This is a genomic window from Actinocorallia aurea (assembly GCF_054783995.1).
This window is the reverse complement of the sequence record NZ_BAAGPQ010000032.1, coordinates 23,421-38,454: the sequence shown is the minus strand read 5'-3', so window position 1 is coordinate 38,454 and position 15,034 is coordinate 23,421. Positions and strand designations below refer to the sequence as shown.

Here is a 15,034-nt window from a genome sequence, read left to right as displayed (position 1 = left end):
CTCGGGGCGTCCACTCCGTCCCGGCGCGGGGGCGCGCGGAACTCTGCCGGGGTCGAGGGGAGTCAGGCGAACATGGCGTGGAGCTGGCGTTACGAGAAGGACGACGGCACGGTGATCCCCCCGAACGGGCTCCCCGCCGTCCACGAACAGCCCGAGTACCAGTCCACCCAGAGCGACGCGGAAAGCTGGCTCGGCGAGAACTGGCGCACCCTGGCCGCCGCCGGCGTCGCCCAGGTCCACCTCCTGGACGACGACCGAGTCGTCTACGGCCCCATGAAACTCGCCTTGAAGGAATGACCTTCACCTCTGCGGCCCTGACACATCCGCCCGCAGGAGCTGTGAGCCGCATCGGGAGAACCGTCAACCGCGCCGGAGAACCGTGAACCGCATCGGGCAAGTTGCACGCCGCAGGCCCCCTGGGGCCGAGGACCAGTGATCGGGCGCCCCTGGGCTGCCCCGTAGGCCCCCAGGGCCGGAGGGGCAGTCCAGGGATCTCAAGCGCCCGATCACGCGTCGCCGGAGGCGGCGCGATCAGACACGGTCCAGGGATCTCAAGCGCCCGATCACGCCGCGGCGATCGAACACAGCGCGGCAGTGTTACGGCCGTGATGCCGGGGACTTGGTGTGGGACGGGTCCCTGATGACCACGTCGGCGAGGGTCTCGTCGATGCGGGTGAGGAGGGCCGGGTCGAGTTTCACGCCGGCCGCCTTGACGTTGTCGCGGACCTGCTCGGGGCGTGAGGCGCCGATGATGGCGGCCGAGACGTTCGGGTTCTGCAGGACCCAGGCGACGGCGAGTTGCGCCATGGTGAGGCCCGCCTCGTCGGCGATCGGCTTCAGGGCCTGGACGCGGGCGAGGACGTCGTCGCCCAGCCAGGTCTTGACGAAGTCGGCGCCGCCCTGCGGGTCGGTGGCGCGCGAGCCCGCGGGCGGCGGCTGTCCGGGCAGGTACTTGCCGGTGAGGACGCCCTGGGCGATCGGCGACCAGACGATCTGGCCGATGCCCTCGCGTTCGCACAGCGGCACGACCTCGGCCTCGATGACGCGGTGCAGCATGGAGTACTGGGGCTGGCTGGAGATGATCCGGTCGAATCCGCGCTCGCCGGCGATCTTCAGCGCCGCCTCGATCTCCTCGGCCCGCCACTCGGAGACCCCGATGTACAGGGCCTTGCCCTGCCGGACGATGTCCTCGAAGGCCCGCAGGGTCTCTTCCAGCGGCGTCTCGTGGTCGTATCTGTGCGCCTGGTAGAGGTCGACGTAGTCGGTGCCGAGGCGGCGCAGCGAGCCGTTGATCGACTCCATGATGTGCTTGCGCGACAGGCCCCGGTCGTTGGGGCCGGGGCCTGTCGGCCAGTAGACCTTGGTGAAGATCTCCAGGGACTCGCGCCGCACCCCTTTGAGCGCGCGCCCCAGCACCTCTTCGGCGCGGGTGCCCGCGTAGACGTCGGCGGTGTCGAACGTGGTGATGCCCTCGTCGAGCGCCGCGGCCACACAGGCGCGCGCGGCGTCCTCTTCGACCTGCGACCCGTGCGTGATCCAGTTGCCGTAGGCGATCTCGGAGATCTTCAGCCCGCTCCGGCCCAGGTATCGGAATTCCATTCCTGGATCTTAGGACCGGAGCGTGCGAAGGGCCTCAGTCGTGCGAAGGGCCTCAGACCAGGTTCTTCTCGCCCGGCTTGCGGCGCGGGTTGGGCAGCCGCAGGCGGCGGATCTGGAGCGAGCGGGAGGCGGCGTAGAGGCCGACGCCCTTGACGCTCTCGTCCGGGAACCGTTCCTTGGCGAGACGCTTGACGCCCTGGGCGAGCAGGAGGCTCTCGGTGAGCACGACGGCCAGCAGGACCGGCGGCACGAGCGTGAAGATCAGGACCGTGATCGGGTTCTGGACGAAACTCGCGATGACGACCACGAACATGATCAGCATCAGGTAAGAGCCGACCGTGCGGCGGGCGTCCACGTAGTCGCGGGCGAGCTGCCGGACCGGGCCCTGGTCACGCTTCGGCAAGTATTTGGCATCGCCCTTGGCCATGCCCTCGCGCGTCTTCTCGCGGTCTCGGGCCTGGCGCTCGCGGACGGCCTTGTAGGCCTCCTTGCGGTCCTTGGGCGCGGTCACGCGCTGCTGGCGCCGGATGCCCTCGGCCTCGGCGCGCTTGGGCGTCGGACGGTTCTTACCGCCCTCCTTGAGGGGGCGGTCTTCAGCCGTCTCAGCGGTCTGCGGGGTTGCACTGCCACGTCGGAACACGAAAGGAAGGATATTTGATGCCTATACCGGTGAGGAACCTCGTAGATCCCCCGAGCGTCGAAAGCGTAGGGTGAAGGAGAGCCCGACCCGTAACACGAAGGGACGTCCGCGCGCGATGAGCGTGATGAAGCGAATGTCGATGATCTTCAGGTCCAAGGCGAACAACGCGTTGGACCGCATGGAGGATCCGCGGGAGACCCTGGACTACTCCTACCAGCGCCAGGTGGAGATGCTCCAGAAGGTGCGGCGGGGCGTGGCCGACGTGGCGACCTCGCGCAAGCGCCTTGAACTCCAGATCTCCCGGATCGAAGGCGAGCACAACAAGTTGACCGACCAGGGCCGCAAGGCGCTGGAGCTGGGCCGGGAGGATCTGGCCCGCTCGGCACTGGAGCGCCGCTCCGGCCTGGACAACCAGCTGGCCGACCTCAGGGTCCAGTACCAGCAGCTCCAGGGCGAGGAGGAGAAGCTGGTCCTCGCCGCGCAGCGGCTCCAGGCCAAGGTGGACGCCTTCCGTACCCGCAAGGAGACGATCAAGGCCACCTACACCGCGGCCGAGGCGCAGACCCGGATCAACGAGGCCTTCAGCGGCATCTCCGAGGAGATGGGCGATGTGGGCCTGGCGATCCAGCGGGCCGAAGACCGCACCTCGCAGCTCCAGGCGCGCGCCGGCGCGATCGACGAGCTGCTGGCCTCCGGCGCGCTGGAGGACTTCTCCGGGCCGCGCGACGACATCCAGGCCGAACTCGACCGCATGGGTGCGAACTCGAGCGTCGAGCTGGAGATGGAGCGGCTGAAGGCCGAGCTGAACCAGGGCAGCCTGCAAAAGCAGCTCGACCCCGGTGCTCCGCAGGCGCAGCAGCAGGGCCAGCCGCAGGACCAGAGGCCGCAGCAGGGGGGCTGAGCGATGATCGTCCGGATCATGGGTGAGGGGCAGTTGCAGGTCGCCGACGGCGATCTGCCGGAACTGAACAAGCTGGACGACACGCTCGAGTCGACGATCGAGGGCAAGGACGACGCGGCCTTCCGCGCCGCGTTCACCGCGCTCCTCGAACGCGTCCGCGAACTGGGCACCCCGCTGCCCGACGACAGCCTGGAAGCCTCGGAGCTGATCCTCCCGCCCGCCGACGCGCACATCGACGACGTCCGCAGCATGCTCGGAGACTCGGGCCTGATCCCCGACTGAGCCCCGGGCCCACGGGTCGGATCGCGCCCCTGTTCTCCCCGTCGTGGCGGGGAGAACAGGGGCGCGGCCTTTACGGCAGGGCCAGCATCTGGTCGAGGGCGACGCGGGCGTAGTGGGCGGTCTCGGCGTCGACGGTGATCTGGTTGGGGACCTCGCCGCGGACGAGGGACTCCAGGGCCCAGACCAGGTGGGGCAGGTCGATGCGGTTCATGGTCGAGCAGAAGCAGACCGCCTTGTCCAGGAACATGACGTTCTTGTCCGGGTGGGCGTTCGCGAGGCGCTTGACCAGGTTCAGCTCGGTGCCGATGGCCCAGGAGCTGCCGGGTTCGGCGGCGTCGAGGGCCTTGATGATGTACTCGGTCGACCCGACGAAGTCGGCGGCGTTGACGACCTCGTGCCGGCACTCGGGGTGCACCAGGACGTTGACGCCCGGGACCCGCTCGCGGACCTCGTCGACCGAGGCCTTGCTGAACCGGCCGTGCACCGAGCAGTGCCCCTGCCAGAGGATCATCTTGGCGTCGCGCAACTGCTCGACGGTGAGCCCGCCGTTCGGGCGGCGCGGGTTGTAGACGACGCAGTCGTCCAGCGTCATCCCCATCTCCAGCACCGCGGTGTTGCGGCCGAGGTGCTGGTCGGGCAGGAACAGGACCTGCTCGCCCTGGGCGAAGGCCCAGTCCAGCGCGCGCTTGGCGTTCGACGAGGTGCAGACGACGCCGCCGTGCCGGCCGACGAAGCCCTTGATGTCGGCCGAGGAGTTCATGTAGGTCACCGGCACGACCCGGTCGGCGATCCCGGCGTCGCTGAGGGCGTCCCAGCAGTCCTCGACCTGGTCGAAGGTCGCCATGTCGGCCATCGAGCAGCCCGCGGCGAGGTCCGGGAGGATCACCTTCTGGTCGGCGCCGGTGAGGATGTCGGCGGACTCGGCCATGAAGTGGACGCCGCAGAACACGATGTAGGGCGCCTCGGGGCGGGCCGCGGCGTCGCGGGCGAGCTTGAAGGAGTCGCCGGTGACGTCCGCGAACTGGATGACCTCGTCGCGCTGGTAGTGGTGGCCGAGCACGAAGACGCTGTCGCCCAGCGCCTCCTTGGCCGCGCGGGCCCGCGCGACGAGCGCGGGGTCCGAGGCCGGAGGCAGGTCTCCGGGGCAGTCGACGCCGCGCTCGCTGGCGGGGTCTGCGGCCTGGCCCAGCAAGAGCAGCGGCAGGTCGGTGGTGGTCGTCACGGGGGCTCCCTTCCCGCGAACGGGGAACTGGCTTCGGGACTTATCGTCGTTCTGACGAAACCCATGTAACCACAACGCCCACCATCGCCGTAAATCCGGGGTGGTGCCTGGCATATCCGTCTGGCCTGCGGGCCAGGGGGCGCCAGGGGAGAAGGTCACCGGGTCCCGGGGGAGAAGGGCCTGTGGGACCATGAAGAAATCCCGCCGTGCGGGGAAGAACCCCGCGGGCAGGTACGTTGTCACTTGAAGGCAGTCCGACTGCCGACGCAGAAACTCGCCCCGCACCGGGAGTAATGAACATGACGGAGACCAGCACTCAGTCGGGGATCATCCTCACCGACGCCGCCTCGCAGAAGATCAAGGACCTGCTGGCGCAGGAGGGTCGCGATGACCTGGCCCTGCGCGTCGCCGTGCAGCCCGGCGGCTGCTCCGGCCTCATCTACCAGCTGTTCTTCGACGAGCGGTCGCTGGACGGAGACATCACCGCCGACTTCGACGGCGTCAGCGTGGTCACCGACCGCATGAGCGCCCCGTACCTGGGCGGCGCCACCGTCGACTTCGTCGACACCATCGAGAAGCAGGGCTTCACGATCGACAACCCGAACGCGACGGGTTCGTGCGCCTGCGGCGACAGCTTCTCCTGACGAGCGGCGTCGTTCACGAGGGTGTTCAGCCCTCGCAGGGCCTGGCACAGTAATCTGTGCAGGCCCTTTTTCTTTTCCCCTGACGTCAGCCGACGAGGAGAGCTACCGCCGTGCGCATCGCCGTGACAGGTTCCATCGCGACAGACCATCTGATGACCTTCCCCGGCAGGTTCTCCGATCAGCTCCTGCCCGACCAGCTCGCCCAGGTGTCGCTGTCCTTCCTGGTGGACGAGCTGGAGATCCGCCGCGGCGGCATCGCGGCCAACATCTCCTTCGGTCTCGGCTCCCTCGGCCTGCGCCCGCTGCTCGTCGGCTCGGTGGGCTCCGACTTCGCCGAGTACCAGGCCTGGCTGGAGCGGCACGGCGTCGACTGCTCCGGCGTGCACGTCTCCGAACTGCGCCACACCGCCCGGTTCATGTGCACCACCGACACCGACCACAACCAGATCGCGTCGTTCTACGCGGGCGCGATGGCCGAGGCCCGCAACATCGAGCTGGCCCCGCTCGGCGAGCTCGACCTCGTGGTGATCAGCCCGAACGACCCCGAGGCGATGGTCCGGCACACCGACGAGTGCCGCGAGCGGGGCGTCCCGTTCGCCGCCGACCCCTCCCAGCAGCTCGCCCGCATGGACGGCGAGGAGGTCCGCCGGCTCATCGGCGGCGCCCGCTACCTGTTCACCAACGAGTACGAGAAGGCGCTCTGCGAGCAGAAGTCCGGCTGGTCGGACGCCGAGACGCTCGACCAGGTGGACATCCGGGTGACGACCCTGGGCGGCAAGGGCGTCGTCATCGACCGCAGGGGCGAGCCCGGCCTGCACGTCCCGGCCGCGCCGGACGTACGCAAGGTCGAGCCGACCGGCGTCGGCGACGCGTTCCGCGCGGGCTTCCTCGCCGCGGTGGCCTGGGGCCTGGGCCTGGAGCGCGCCGCCCAGCTCGGCAACCTCGTCGCCGCGCACGCGCTGGAGACGGCCGGCGGCCAGGAGTACGCGCTGGACAAGGCGGTGCTGATCGAGCGCATGGCCGCCGCCTACGGCGCCGACGCCTCGGCCGACATCGCCGCCCACCTGAGCTGAGGCCGAGACCGGGGAAGAGCCGCCCTTCGGGGCGGCTCTTTCAGTAGTCCCGTTTGATGTGGAAGGCCCAGCCGCCCTGCGGCAGGGTCTCCTCGCGGACGAAGGTCTGCGACTTCATCCGGCACCAGGCCGGGATGTCGGTGCGCGCGGCCACGTCGTCGGCCTGAACGGCGACGATCTGGCCGAGCGGCACGTCGCGGATGCGCTCGGCCAGCATGATGATCGGGATGGGGCACTTGCGGCCCAGCGCGTCCAGCACGAGGTAGGCGGGCGGCCCCGAGGGGACGGGGACGGGCGCGGGTGCGGGCGGAGCCTGCTCGGGGGAACGGCGGCGGAAGCGCATGGTCTGCTTCCCTTCTGGTCTCTGGCGGTGCGGCCGGCGCGTGCGGGTCAGCTGGTCACGCCCGCGCCGCGGCGCAACCGGGCCGCCGTCTCGGGAAGGACGGCGAGGAACCGGTCGACCGCTTCGGCGGAAGTTCCCCTGGGCAGCGATACCCGGACGTTTCCGTGGGTAATCACGCCCATCGCCTCCAGGACGTGGCTAGGACGAAGGCTATCCGCCGTGCACGAGCTGCCCGACGAAACCTCGAAACCCAGGCGGTCCAGTTCGGTGACAATGGCCTCGCCTTCCACGTAGAGAACGGAGAAGGTGACGAGGTGGGGCAGTCTCCGCACCGGGTCGCCGACCACCTCGACGTCCGGCACGAGCCGCGGCACTTCACGGCGGATCTTCTCGACCAGCGCGGACAGCCGCGCGTTCTCCCGCGGGGCCTCGTCCAGGGCGGCCTCCAGCGCCGCCGCCGCGGCGACCGCCGCCGGCACGTTCTCGAAGCCCGGGACGCGGCGGCCCTCCCGCTCGTCCTCGGGCAGCGGGGAGCGCCAGCGCGTGCCCTTGCGCACCACGAGCAGCCCGACGCCGGGCGGCCCGCCGAACTTGTGCGCGCTCCCGGTCAGCAGCGACCAGCCGTCCGGCACCTCCATCCGGCCGAGCGACTGGGCGGCGTCCACCAGCAGCGGCACCCCCGCTTCCCGGCACGCCGCCGCCACCTCGGCGACGGGCTGGACGGTGCCGACCTCGTGGTTGGCCGACTGGAGGCAGGCCAGGGCGGTGTCCGGCCGCAGCGCCGCGGCGAACGCCGCAGGATCGACCCGTCCGCACAGGTCGACGGGCACCTCGGTGACCTCGCCGCCGTCGCGCTCGTGGGCCTCGGCCGCGTGCAGCACGCTGGAGTGCTCGACGGCGCTCACCACGAGGTGCCGGCCGACGCGCCGACGGCCGGCCAGCGCACCGAGAATCCCCAGGTGGACGGCCTGGGTGCCGGAGGCGGTGAAACCGAGTTCGTCGGGTCGCGCCGACAGCCGCGAGGTGATCCGCGCGCGTGCCTGATCCAGTAGCATTCTGGCCCGTCGTCCCGATCCGTACAGGCGTGCCGGATCGGCCCAGCCGGTCAGCGACGCCTCCAGCAGCGCGGTGCGTGCGGCGGGGTGAAGAGGCTCTGTCGAGGCGGCGTCGAAATAAGGCACACCACGACACTAACGGGGGTCCCGCCGGGGCCTCTCCGGACACCCGCGCTAATGTGTCCAGCACAACGAGGGAACCAAGTGAATTGCAGCCGCCCGGGGAAGCTCCCGGGCTTCATCTGTGGGGAAGGCAATCCGTGAGTCCGACCCGCTCTAGGGAGCGGCGTGAGCCAGTGAGTGGCCGCCGCCGAGCGCTGACCAGCGCGTCCGCGCTGGCTCTGCTGGCTATGGCGGCCACCGCCTGCGACGCCGAACAATGGAAGCGCGTAGGCTTCCCCGAGCCCTCCAGCGAGCAGGCGCATCGCATGCTCCAGCTCTGGCAGGGCACGTGGATCGCCGCGCTGGCCGTCGGCGTCGTCGTCTGGGGCCTGATCGCCTGGGCGATAGTGTTCCACCGCAAGCGGAAGGGCCAGGAGGGCCTTCCCAAGCAGGTGCGCTACAACCTGCCGGTCGAGATGCTCTACACCGCCGTGCCGTTCGTCATCATCGGCGTCCTGTTCTTCTACACGGCGCGCGACCAGAACTACGTCGAGGACATCAAGGACAACCCCGACGTGACGGTCGACGTCATCGGCTACCAGTGGAGCTGGCAGTTCGACTACATCGGCGCCGACTTCAACAGGGCCGACGGCACCCCGATCAGCGTCGCCGGCACGCCGACCGCTCCGGACGCGCCCGGCGGCACCGGCAACGGTGAGAAGCCCGTGCTGGTCCTCCCGGTGAACAAGACGGTCCACTTCAACCTCAAGTCGGACAACGTCATCCACTCTTTCTGGGTTCCCGCGTTCCTTTACAAGAAGGACGTCATGCCCGGCTACGTGAACCAGTTCCAGCTCACGCCTAGCAAGACCGGCACTTACGAGGGCCGATGCGCTGAGCTGTGCGGTGTCGACCACTCCCGGATGCTGTTCCAGGTGAAGGTCGTGACGCAGGCCGAGTTCGACGCCTACATCGCCGAGCAGAAGGGCGGGGGCGCGCAGTGACCGCAGTCTCAGAGCAGCCCGCGGCGATCTCCGCGGCCCCGCGCACCAGCAAGGGCCGGTTGATCGTCAACTGGATCACGTCGACGGACCACAAGGTCATCGGCTACCTGTACATCATCACGTCGTTCTCCTTCTTCCTCATCGGCGGCGTCATGGCGCTGGTGATGCGGGCCGAGCTCTTCGAGCCCGGCCAGGACTTCGTGAGCAACGAGCAGTTCAACCAGCTGTTCACCATGCACGGCACGATCATGCTGCTGATGTTCGCGACCCCGCTGTTCAGCGGCTTCGCGAACGTCATCATGCCGCTGCAGATCGGCTCGCCCGACGTGGCGTTCCCGCGCATGAACATGCTGGCGTACTGGTTCTACCTGTTCGGCAGCCTCATCGTCGTCGCGGCGTTCTTCACGCCGGACGGCGCCGCCAGCTTCGGCTGGTTCGCCTACGCCCCGCTGTCGGACGCGGTCCGCTCGCCGGGCATCGGCGGCGACATGTGGGTCGTCGGCCTGACCCTGTCCGGTCTGGGCACCATCCTCGGCGCGGTCAACTTCATCACGACCATCATCGGGATGCGCGCGCCGGGCATGACGATGTTCCGCATGCCGATCTTCGTGTGGAACGTCCTGCTGACCTCGATCCTGGTCCTGCTGGCCTTCCCGGTCCTGGCCGCCGCGCTCCTCGCGCTGTACGCCGACCGCCAGTTCGGCGCGCACGTCTTCGACGCCGAGCACGGCGGCGCGCTGCTGTGGCAGCACCTGTTCTGGTTCTTCGGACATCCAGAGGTCTACATCCTGGCGCTGCCGTTCTTCGGCATCGTGACGGAGATCCTCCCGGTGTTCAGCCGCAAGCCCGTCTTCGGCTACATCGGCCTCGTCGGCGCGACCATCGCGATCGCCGGCCTGTCGATCACGGTCTGGGCGCACCACATGTACGTGACCGGCCAGGTCCTCCTGCCGTTCTTCTCGTTCATGACGTTCCTCATCGCGGTCCCGACCGGTGTGAAGTACTTCAACTGGATCGGCACGATCTGGCGCGGCCACCTGTCGTTCGAGACGCCGATGCTGTTCGCGCTCGGCTTCCTCGTGACGTTCCTCTTCGGTGGTCTGACCGGCGTCATCCTCGCCTCGCCGCCGCTGGACTTCCAGCTGTCGGACTCCTACTTCGTCGTGGCGCACTTCCACTACGTCGTCTTCGGCACCGTGGTGTTCGCGATGTTCGCGGGCTTCTACTTCTGGTGGCCGAAGTGGACCGGCAAGATGCTCAACGAGCGCTGGGGCAAGATCCACTTCTGGACGCTCTTCATCGGCTTCCACATGACCTTCCTCGTCCAGCACTGGCTGGGCGCCGAGGGCATGCCGCGCCGCTACGCCGACTACGCGTCGGAGTTCACCGGCCTCAACCAGCTGTCGACCGTCGGGTCGTTCCTGCTGGGCGCCTCGATGCTGCCGTTCTTCTACAACGTCTACATCACGTGGAAGAAGGGCAAGAAGGTCGAAGTGGACGACCCGTGGGGCTGGGGCTGCTCGCTGGAGTGGGCGACGTCCTGCCCGCCGCCGCGGCACAACTTCAACTCCATTCCGAAGATCCGCTCGGAGCGTCCGGCCTTCGACCTGCACCACGCCGCCGAGGCGGCCGAGGCGGCGGAGCTCGCGGGCGTCGACGTCAGCGCGATCGGCGCGGGCGACGTGAGGAAGGGGTCCTGATCCCATGCGCGTTCAGGCGTTCATGTTCTACGGGTGCGGGATCTTCTTCCTGATCACCGACATCGTGTACTGGATCTTCTCGGGTGACTGGACGGGTACCACCGCCATGGCGCTGGCCGTCGGCCTCGCGTTCATGATCGGCGTCTACATCCACTTCACGGTCAACCGGATCGAGAGGCTGCGCGGCGGCGAGCTGCCCGAGGACGACAAGCTCGGCGACATCGCCGACTCCGCCGGCGACCAGGGCTTCTTCAGCCCGCACAGCTGGTGGCCGCTGTGGGTGGGGCTCGCGTGCGCGACGCTCTGCCTCGGGATGATCTTCGGCACCTGGCTGATGCTGCTGGGCGCCGCCCTGGTCATCCTCGGCGCGATCGGCTTCGTGTTCGAGTACTACCGCGGTCAGTACGTGGCTTAGCCCCGTCCTGTGCCTGCGTAGCCCTTCCCGGCTAGGCAAAACCTCATGCCGAAGGCCGGTGTCTCCCCAAGGGAGGCGCCGGCCTTCGGCATACTTGCGTACCGTCACCGGGCGTTCACCCGCCGATGTTTCCGGGCGAGCGCCGCACGGGTATCAAGATCGCAGGAGGCGGAGATCCCGCACCCTCCGCAGTGGTCTTCGGGGGCCCAGGACGGGACGACACACAGGAGGTTGAACGTTGCAGGTCAACCGCGCCGCCGTCAGGGCCGGAGCCGCAGGGCTGCTCCTGGTCCCGCTGCTCGCGAGCTGCTCGGGCGAGAAGTCGGCGCCACCGGAGGCGGGCCTGGCGATCACGCCGGCCAACGCGGGCGCCGTCCAGCCTGACGCTCCGGTCACCGTCCAGGCGACCAGGGGCAAGCTTCAGAACGTCACCGTCACCGACGCCGCGGGGCAGGCCGTCCCGGGCGTCCTGGCCGCCGACGGGGCCTCCTGGAAGTCCAAGTACCCGCTCGACCCCGGCGCGCGCTACGCGGTCGCCGCGACGGCCCTGGGCGCCGACGGGCAGGTGCAGACCGCCGAGTCGGCGTTCACGACGAACAAGCCGTCTCAGACGGCCGCCGGGGTAATCGAGTTCCCGGAGGCGGGCGAGACCGTCGGCGTCGGCATGCCGATCAAGATCAACTTCGATCGCGAGGTCACCGACAAGGCCGCCGTCGAGCGCGCGCTTGAGGTGCGCGCCTCCCAGCCGGTCCAAGGCGCCTGGCGGTGGTTCGACGACAAGAGCGTCATCTTCCGGACCAAGGACTACTGGCCCGCGCACACCAAGATCAGGCTCATCGGGCACCTGGCCGGCGTGCAGCTCGCCAAGGGCGTCTACGGGGCGCAGAACGTCGACCGCAGCTTCCGGGTGGGGGAGCGGATCGAGACCGTCGGCAGCGCCAAGACGCACAAGGTCGAGGTGAAGGTGGCGGGCAAGAAGGCCCGCACGATGCCCGCCAGCATGGGCATGGGCGGCGCCTACAAGTACCTGACGACCTCCGGGAACCATCTGACGATGGAGAAGGAGTACATGACCGTCATGACCTCGCCGGACGCGGGCCCCGGCGACCCCGGCTACTACCAGCAGAACGTCTACTGGACGGTCCGGATCTCCAACAGCGGCGAGTACCTGCACAGCGCGCCCTGGTCGATGGGCTCGCAGGGCTACGCCAACGTCAGCCACGGCTGCATCAACCTGTCGCCCGAGAACGCCAAGTGGTTCCACAAGATCAGCCACCGCGGCGACCCGGTGAAGATCATCGGCACCGAGCGCCCGCTGGAGCCCGACAACGGCTGGGGCTACTGGCAGCTCGACTGGAAGGGCTGGCTGAAGACGAGCAAGGCCCAGGCGATCACCACGGCGTCGATGGACGGAAGCGAGCACGCCAAGGCCGAGGCCGACGCCGCGGTCCAGGGGAAGACCCCGAACAAGGCGCCGGGCGTGCCAGCGGCGCCCGCCGTCAAGGACGGCGGCACCGGGGAGTCCTGAGCGGCACCGGACGAGGAAAGGGGGGCCTCCGGGCCCCCCTTTCCTGATTCGCTCGAACCTCGGGTGCTCGAACCGGGCGCTCGAACCGTCCCGGGGACGTCAGGCGGGCCTGTGGCGCTGTGAGATGCCCACCCAGCGCTCCAGGAGGTCCCTGGCCGCCCCTGAGTCGATCGCCTCCCCGGCGCGCTCGTAGGCGTCCTTCAGGGCCGGGACGAGGCCATCGGGGTCCGGGGCGCCCGCGGCGGCGACGAGCGCGGCCGCGGCGTTCAGCCGGACCATGTCCCGGATCGGGCCGGGCTCGCCCGCCAGCACCTTGTGCACGACGCCGGCGTTGAAGGTCGCGTCCGCGCCCCGGAAGTCCGCCAGGGCGGCGCGCGGGATGCCCAGCTCGGCCGGGTCGAAGACCGTCTCGCCCACGCGGCCGTCCCGGACCGTCCAGACCTTCGACGGGCCCGTCGTGGACAGCTCGTCCATGCCGTCCTCGCCGCGGAAGACCAGGCCGGTCGAGCCCCGCTCGGCGAACACGCCGGCCAGGACGGGCGCCATCCGCTCGTGGAAGACCCCGACCGCGAACGCGTTCGGCCGGGCCGGGTTCGTCAGCGGGCCGAGGAAGTTGAACACCGTCGGCGTGCCCAGCTCGCGCCGGGGTCCCGCGGTGTACCGGAACGCAGGGTGGTAGACGGGCGCGAACAGGAACGCGATCCCGGCCTCCCGGGCCACCCGCTCGGTCGCCTCCGGAGGCAGGTCGATCACCACGCCGAGCGCCTCGAGGACGTCGGCGGTGCCGCACGACGACGAGGCCGCCCGGTTCCCGTGCTTGACGACCTTGGCGCCCGCCCCCGCCGCGACGATCGCCGCCATCGTGGAGAAGTTCACCGTGTGGTGCTGGTCGCCGCCGGTGCCGACGAGATCGACCAGATCGCCCTGGATGTCCAGCGGGGTCGCGTTGGCCAGCATCCCGGCCGCGATGCCCGCGACCTCGGCGACCGTCTCGCCCTTGGCCCGCAGCGCCACCGCGAACCCGGCGATCTGCGCGTCCGTCGCGGCACCCGCCATGATCTGGCTCATCGCCCAGCCCGTCTCCTCCGCGGTCAGGGACTCCCCGGACAGCAGGGCGTTGATCAGGGCGGGCCATGTGGTTCTGCTGACGGCGGGTCGGGCGCTCACGGCGGATCTCTTTCGGGCTCGTGGACGGAAAGTCGGACGCGGACCGGACCGGCCTTGCGGCCGGGCGGTCCGCGGCGGCGAACGTGTCTCGGGGCCCGCCCTACAGGACGGGCAGGCGGTCCGCGGCGCGGCGCCGCAGGAGCTGGGCGGCGGACTTGGCCACCGCGAACGGGTCGAGCGGCTGGGTCACCACGGCGTCGGCCCGCGACCAGGTGGCCAGCCAGCCGTCGTCCCGGCGGGCGATCACCGCGAGGACCGGCGGGCAGTCGTACACCTCGTCCTTGGCCTGGCGGCACACGCCGAGGCCGCCGGCGGGCTGCGCCTCGCCGTCGAGGACCGCGAGATCGATCCCGCCCGCGTCCAGCAGGCGGACGACCGCGGGCTGGGTCGCGCACTCGACGTACTCCACGGGCGGGAGGTCGGCGGCGGGCCGGCGGCCGATGGCCAGCCGGATCTGCTCACGGGTGGCTGCGTCGTCACTGTAGACGAGGACCTTGACCGGGGAGGCGGTGGCGTCCGTGGTGCTCATGGCGCAAAGATACTCCTTCAGCACGTTCCCACAAGGGCGGACGCGGCCCGGAGGGTGATCGCGGCGGGGCCGTTCCCAACGCGGCCGCCCGCGCGGAAGTTCCCGGCCGCACGCGTCGAAGGTCCAAGTTGTGACCGAAGCTTCGGCCGCAAACGGGGGGTCCTGCGCAGGGTGGCGGCGAGGTGCCGTAATAATGCTGCCCGTGGCAACTGCATCCGCGATAAAGACAACTACGCATGGCGGCCGGGCGAATCGTCCGAACCTCGTCAATGTGGGGACGATCGTTTGGCTGTCGTCCGAGCTCATGTTCTTCGCGGCGTTGTTCGCGATGTACTTCACCATCCGGTCGGTGACGACAGGCCTCGGAGACGAGTGGCCCCAGGCCGAGCTGAACCTGCCGTTCGCGGCGGTCAACACGCTGGTCCTCGTGCTCTCCTCCGTGACCTGCCAGATGGGCGTCTTCGCCGTCGAGAAGAAGGGCGGCTCCGACGCCGACCGTCTCCGGAAGATGCGCTTCTGGTACGTGATCTCCTTCCTCATGGGCCTCTACTTCGTGCTCGGACAGCTCTGGGAGTACCGGGAGCTCATCCACGAGGGCACGACTCTCTCGTCTCACGCCTACGGCTCGGTCTTCTACCTGACCACCGGGTTCCACGGCCTGCACGTGACCGGAGGCCTGATCGCGTTCCTGTTCGTCCTGGGACGCACGTACGCCGCGAAGCGCTGGACCCATGAGCAGGCGACGAGCGCGATCGTCGTTTCGTACTACTGGCACTTCGTGGACGTGGTCTGGATCGGCCTGTTCGCGACCATCTACCTGATCCGATAAC

The 15,034-nt window shown here is 69.5% G+C and carries 17 protein-coding genes; 10 read left to right on the top strand and 7 right to left on the bottom strand.

Features of this window, described 5'->3' with window-relative positions:
* The first annotated feature begins 72 nt into the window (after nt 1-72).
* Entirely contained in the window at nt 73-297 is a 225-nt protein-coding gene (locus tag ACYVOM_RS34940) for a hypothetical protein (protein ID WP_460307865.1), read from the top strand.
* 300 nt (nt 298-597) lie between these two features.
* On the opposite strand, the gene ACYVOM_RS34935 is transcribed toward ACYVOM_RS34940, so the two are convergent.
* Both ACYVOM_RS34935 and ACYVOM_RS34930 read right to left on the bottom strand, forming a co-directional pair.
* Nucleotides 598-1,599 (bottom strand): aldo/keto reductase family protein, encoded by a 1,002-nt coding sequence (locus ACYVOM_RS34935; RefSeq protein ID WP_460307864.1) that lies wholly within the window; start codon nt 1,597-1,599, stop codon nt 598-600.
* 52 nt (nt 1,600-1,651) lie between these two features.
* On the bottom strand, nt 1,652-2,239 hold the full coding sequence (locus tag ACYVOM_RS34930; protein WP_460307863.1) for a DUF3043 domain-containing protein: 588 nt from the start codon (nt 2,237-2,239) through the stop codon (nt 1,652-1,654).
* A gap of 115 nt (nt 2,240-2,354) precedes the next feature.
* On the opposite strand from ACYVOM_RS34930, the gene ACYVOM_RS34925 reads away from it, so the two are divergent.
* Both ACYVOM_RS34925 and pspAA read left to right on the top strand, forming a co-directional pair.
* Nucleotides 2,355-3,140 (top strand): PspA/IM30 family protein, encoded by a 786-nt coding sequence (locus ACYVOM_RS34925; protein ID WP_460307862.1) that lies wholly within the window; start codon nt 2,355-2,357, stop codon nt 3,138-3,140.
* A gap of 3 nt (nt 3,141-3,143) precedes the next feature.
* Nucleotides 3,144-3,422 (top strand): PspA-associated protein PspAA, encoded by a 279-nt coding sequence (pspAA, locus tag ACYVOM_RS34920; RefSeq protein ID WP_460307861.1) that lies wholly within the window; start codon nt 3,144-3,146, stop codon nt 3,420-3,422.
* 70 nt (nt 3,423-3,492) lie between these two features.
* Here pspAA and nadA read toward each other — a convergent pair whose 3' ends face one another.
* A complete protein-coding gene (gene nadA / locus ACYVOM_RS34915) occupies nt 3,493-4,644 on the bottom strand; it encodes a quinolinate synthase NadA (protein WP_460307860.1) in 1,152 nt (383 codons plus the stop codon).
* A gap of 299 nt (nt 4,645-4,943) precedes the next feature.
* On the opposite strand from nadA, the gene ACYVOM_RS34910 reads away from it, so the two are divergent.
* Nucleotides 4,944-5,288, top strand: coding sequence for a HesB/IscA family protein (locus ACYVOM_RS34910; RefSeq protein ID WP_460307859.1), 345 nt, complete (start codon nt 4,944-4,946; stop codon nt 5,286-5,288).
* Nucleotides 5,289-5,398: 110 nt separating this feature from the next.
* Nucleotides 5,399-6,361 carry a carbohydrate kinase family protein gene (locus ACYVOM_RS34905; RefSeq protein ID WP_460307858.1) on the top strand — a complete coding sequence of 321 codons (963 nt, stop codon included), beginning with the start codon at nt 5,399-5,401 and terminating at the stop codon, nt 6,359-6,361.
* A 40-nt stretch (nt 6,362-6,401) separates the two neighbouring features.
* Here ACYVOM_RS34905 and ACYVOM_RS34900 read toward each other — a convergent pair whose 3' ends face one another.
* Both ACYVOM_RS34900 and ACYVOM_RS34895 read right to left on the bottom strand, forming a co-directional pair.
* The gene (locus tag ACYVOM_RS34900) at nt 6,402-6,704 is read right to left on the bottom strand and encodes a sulfurtransferase TusA family protein (RefSeq protein WP_460307857.1); all 303 of its coding nucleotides are present in this window, start codon (nt 6,702-6,704) and stop codon (nt 6,402-6,404) included.
* 47 nt (nt 6,705-6,751) lie between these two features.
* Nucleotides 6,752-7,885, bottom strand: coding sequence for a cysteine desulfurase family protein (locus ACYVOM_RS34895; RefSeq protein ID WP_460307856.1), 1,134 nt, complete (start codon nt 7,883-7,885; stop codon nt 6,752-6,754).
* Between the two features lie 170 nt (nt 7,886-8,055).
* On the opposite strand from ACYVOM_RS34895, the gene ctaC reads away from it, so the two are divergent.
* The 4 genes from ctaC to ACYVOM_RS34875 all read left to right on the top strand — a co-directional run bounded on the left by ctaC (nt 8,056) and on the right by ACYVOM_RS34875 (nt 12,508).
* Nucleotides 8,056-8,865: an aa3-type cytochrome oxidase subunit II gene (ctaC, locus tag ACYVOM_RS34890; RefSeq protein ID WP_460307855.1), complete on the top strand. Its 810-nt coding sequence runs from the start codon at nt 8,056-8,058 to the stop codon at nt 8,863-8,865.
* The gene (gene ctaD / locus ACYVOM_RS34885) at nt 8,862-10,565 is read left to right on the top strand and encodes an aa3-type cytochrome oxidase subunit I (RefSeq protein WP_460307854.1); all 1,704 of its coding nucleotides are present in this window, start codon (nt 8,862-8,864) and stop codon (nt 10,563-10,565) included. Before ctaC ends, ctaD begins: the two co-directional genes overlap by 4 nt.
* A 4-nt stretch (nt 10,566-10,569) precedes the next feature.
* On the top strand, nt 10,570-10,980 hold the full coding sequence (locus ACYVOM_RS34880) for a cytochrome c oxidase subunit 4 (protein WP_460307853.1): 411 nt from the start codon (nt 10,570-10,572) through the stop codon (nt 10,978-10,980).
* Nucleotides 10,981-11,218: 238 nt separating this feature from the next.
* The gene (locus tag ACYVOM_RS34875) at nt 11,219-12,508 is read left to right on the top strand and encodes a L,D-transpeptidase (RefSeq protein WP_460307852.1); all 1,290 of its coding nucleotides are present in this window, start codon (nt 11,219-11,221) and stop codon (nt 12,506-12,508) included.
* Nucleotides 12,509-12,607: 99 nt separating this feature from the next.
* Here the strand turns inward: ACYVOM_RS34875 and trpD are convergent, their stop codons facing one another.
* Both trpD and ACYVOM_RS34865 read right to left on the bottom strand, forming a co-directional pair.
* Nucleotides 12,608-13,675, bottom strand: a complete 1,068-nt coding sequence (trpD, locus tag ACYVOM_RS34870; protein ID WP_460307851.1) for an anthranilate phosphoribosyltransferase — start codon at nt 13,673-13,675, stop codon at nt 12,608-12,610.
* Nucleotides 13,676-13,775: 100 nt separating this feature from the next.
* Nucleotides 13,776-14,204 carry a response regulator gene (locus ACYVOM_RS34865; protein ID WP_460307850.1) on the bottom strand — a complete coding sequence of 143 codons (429 nt, stop codon included), beginning with the start codon at nt 14,202-14,204 and terminating at the stop codon, nt 13,776-13,778.
* A gap of 193 nt (nt 14,205-14,397) precedes the next feature.
* Between ACYVOM_RS34865 and ctaE the strand changes: the two genes are divergently transcribed.
* Nucleotides 14,398-15,033 (top strand): aa3-type cytochrome oxidase subunit III, encoded by a 636-nt coding sequence (ctaE, locus tag ACYVOM_RS34860; RefSeq protein ID WP_460307849.1) that lies wholly within the window; start codon nt 14,398-14,400, stop codon nt 15,031-15,033.
* Nucleotide 15,034: the final 1 nt, after the last annotated feature.

Bases quoted from the DNA above. Each gene is read 5' to 3' on its own strand.
- ACYVOM_RS34940 (WP_460307865.1), top strand. From the start codon at position 73: ATGGCGTGGAGCTGGCGTTACGAGAAGGACGACGGCACGGTGATCCCC.
- ACYVOM_RS34935 (WP_460307864.1), bottom strand. From the start codon at position 1,599: ATGGAATTCCGATACCTGGGCCGGAGCGGGCTGAAGATCTCCGAGATC.
- ACYVOM_RS34925 (WP_460307862.1), top strand. From the start codon at position 2,355: ATGAGCGTGATGAAGCGAATGTCGATGATCTTCAGGTCCAAGGCGAAC.
- pspAA (WP_460307861.1), top strand. From the start codon at position 3,144: ATGATCGTCCGGATCATGGGTGAGGGGCAGTTGCAGGTCGCCGACGGC.
- ACYVOM_RS34910 (WP_460307859.1), top strand. From the start codon at position 4,944: ATGACGGAGACCAGCACTCAGTCGGGGATCATCCTCACCGACGCCGCC.
- ACYVOM_RS34900 (WP_460307857.1), bottom strand. From the start codon at position 6,704: ATGCGCTTCCGCCGCCGTTCCCCCGAGCAGGCTCCGCCCGCACCCGCG.
- ACYVOM_RS34880 (WP_460307853.1), top strand. From the start codon at position 10,570: ATGCGCGTTCAGGCGTTCATGTTCTACGGGTGCGGGATCTTCTTCCTG.
- ACYVOM_RS34865 (WP_460307850.1), bottom strand. From the start codon at position 14,204: ATGAGCACCACGGACGCCACCGCCTCCCCGGTCAAGGTCCTCGTCTAC.
- ctaE (WP_460307849.1), top strand. From the start codon at position 14,398: ATGCTGCCCGTGGCAACTGCATCCGCGATAAAGACAACTACGCATGGC.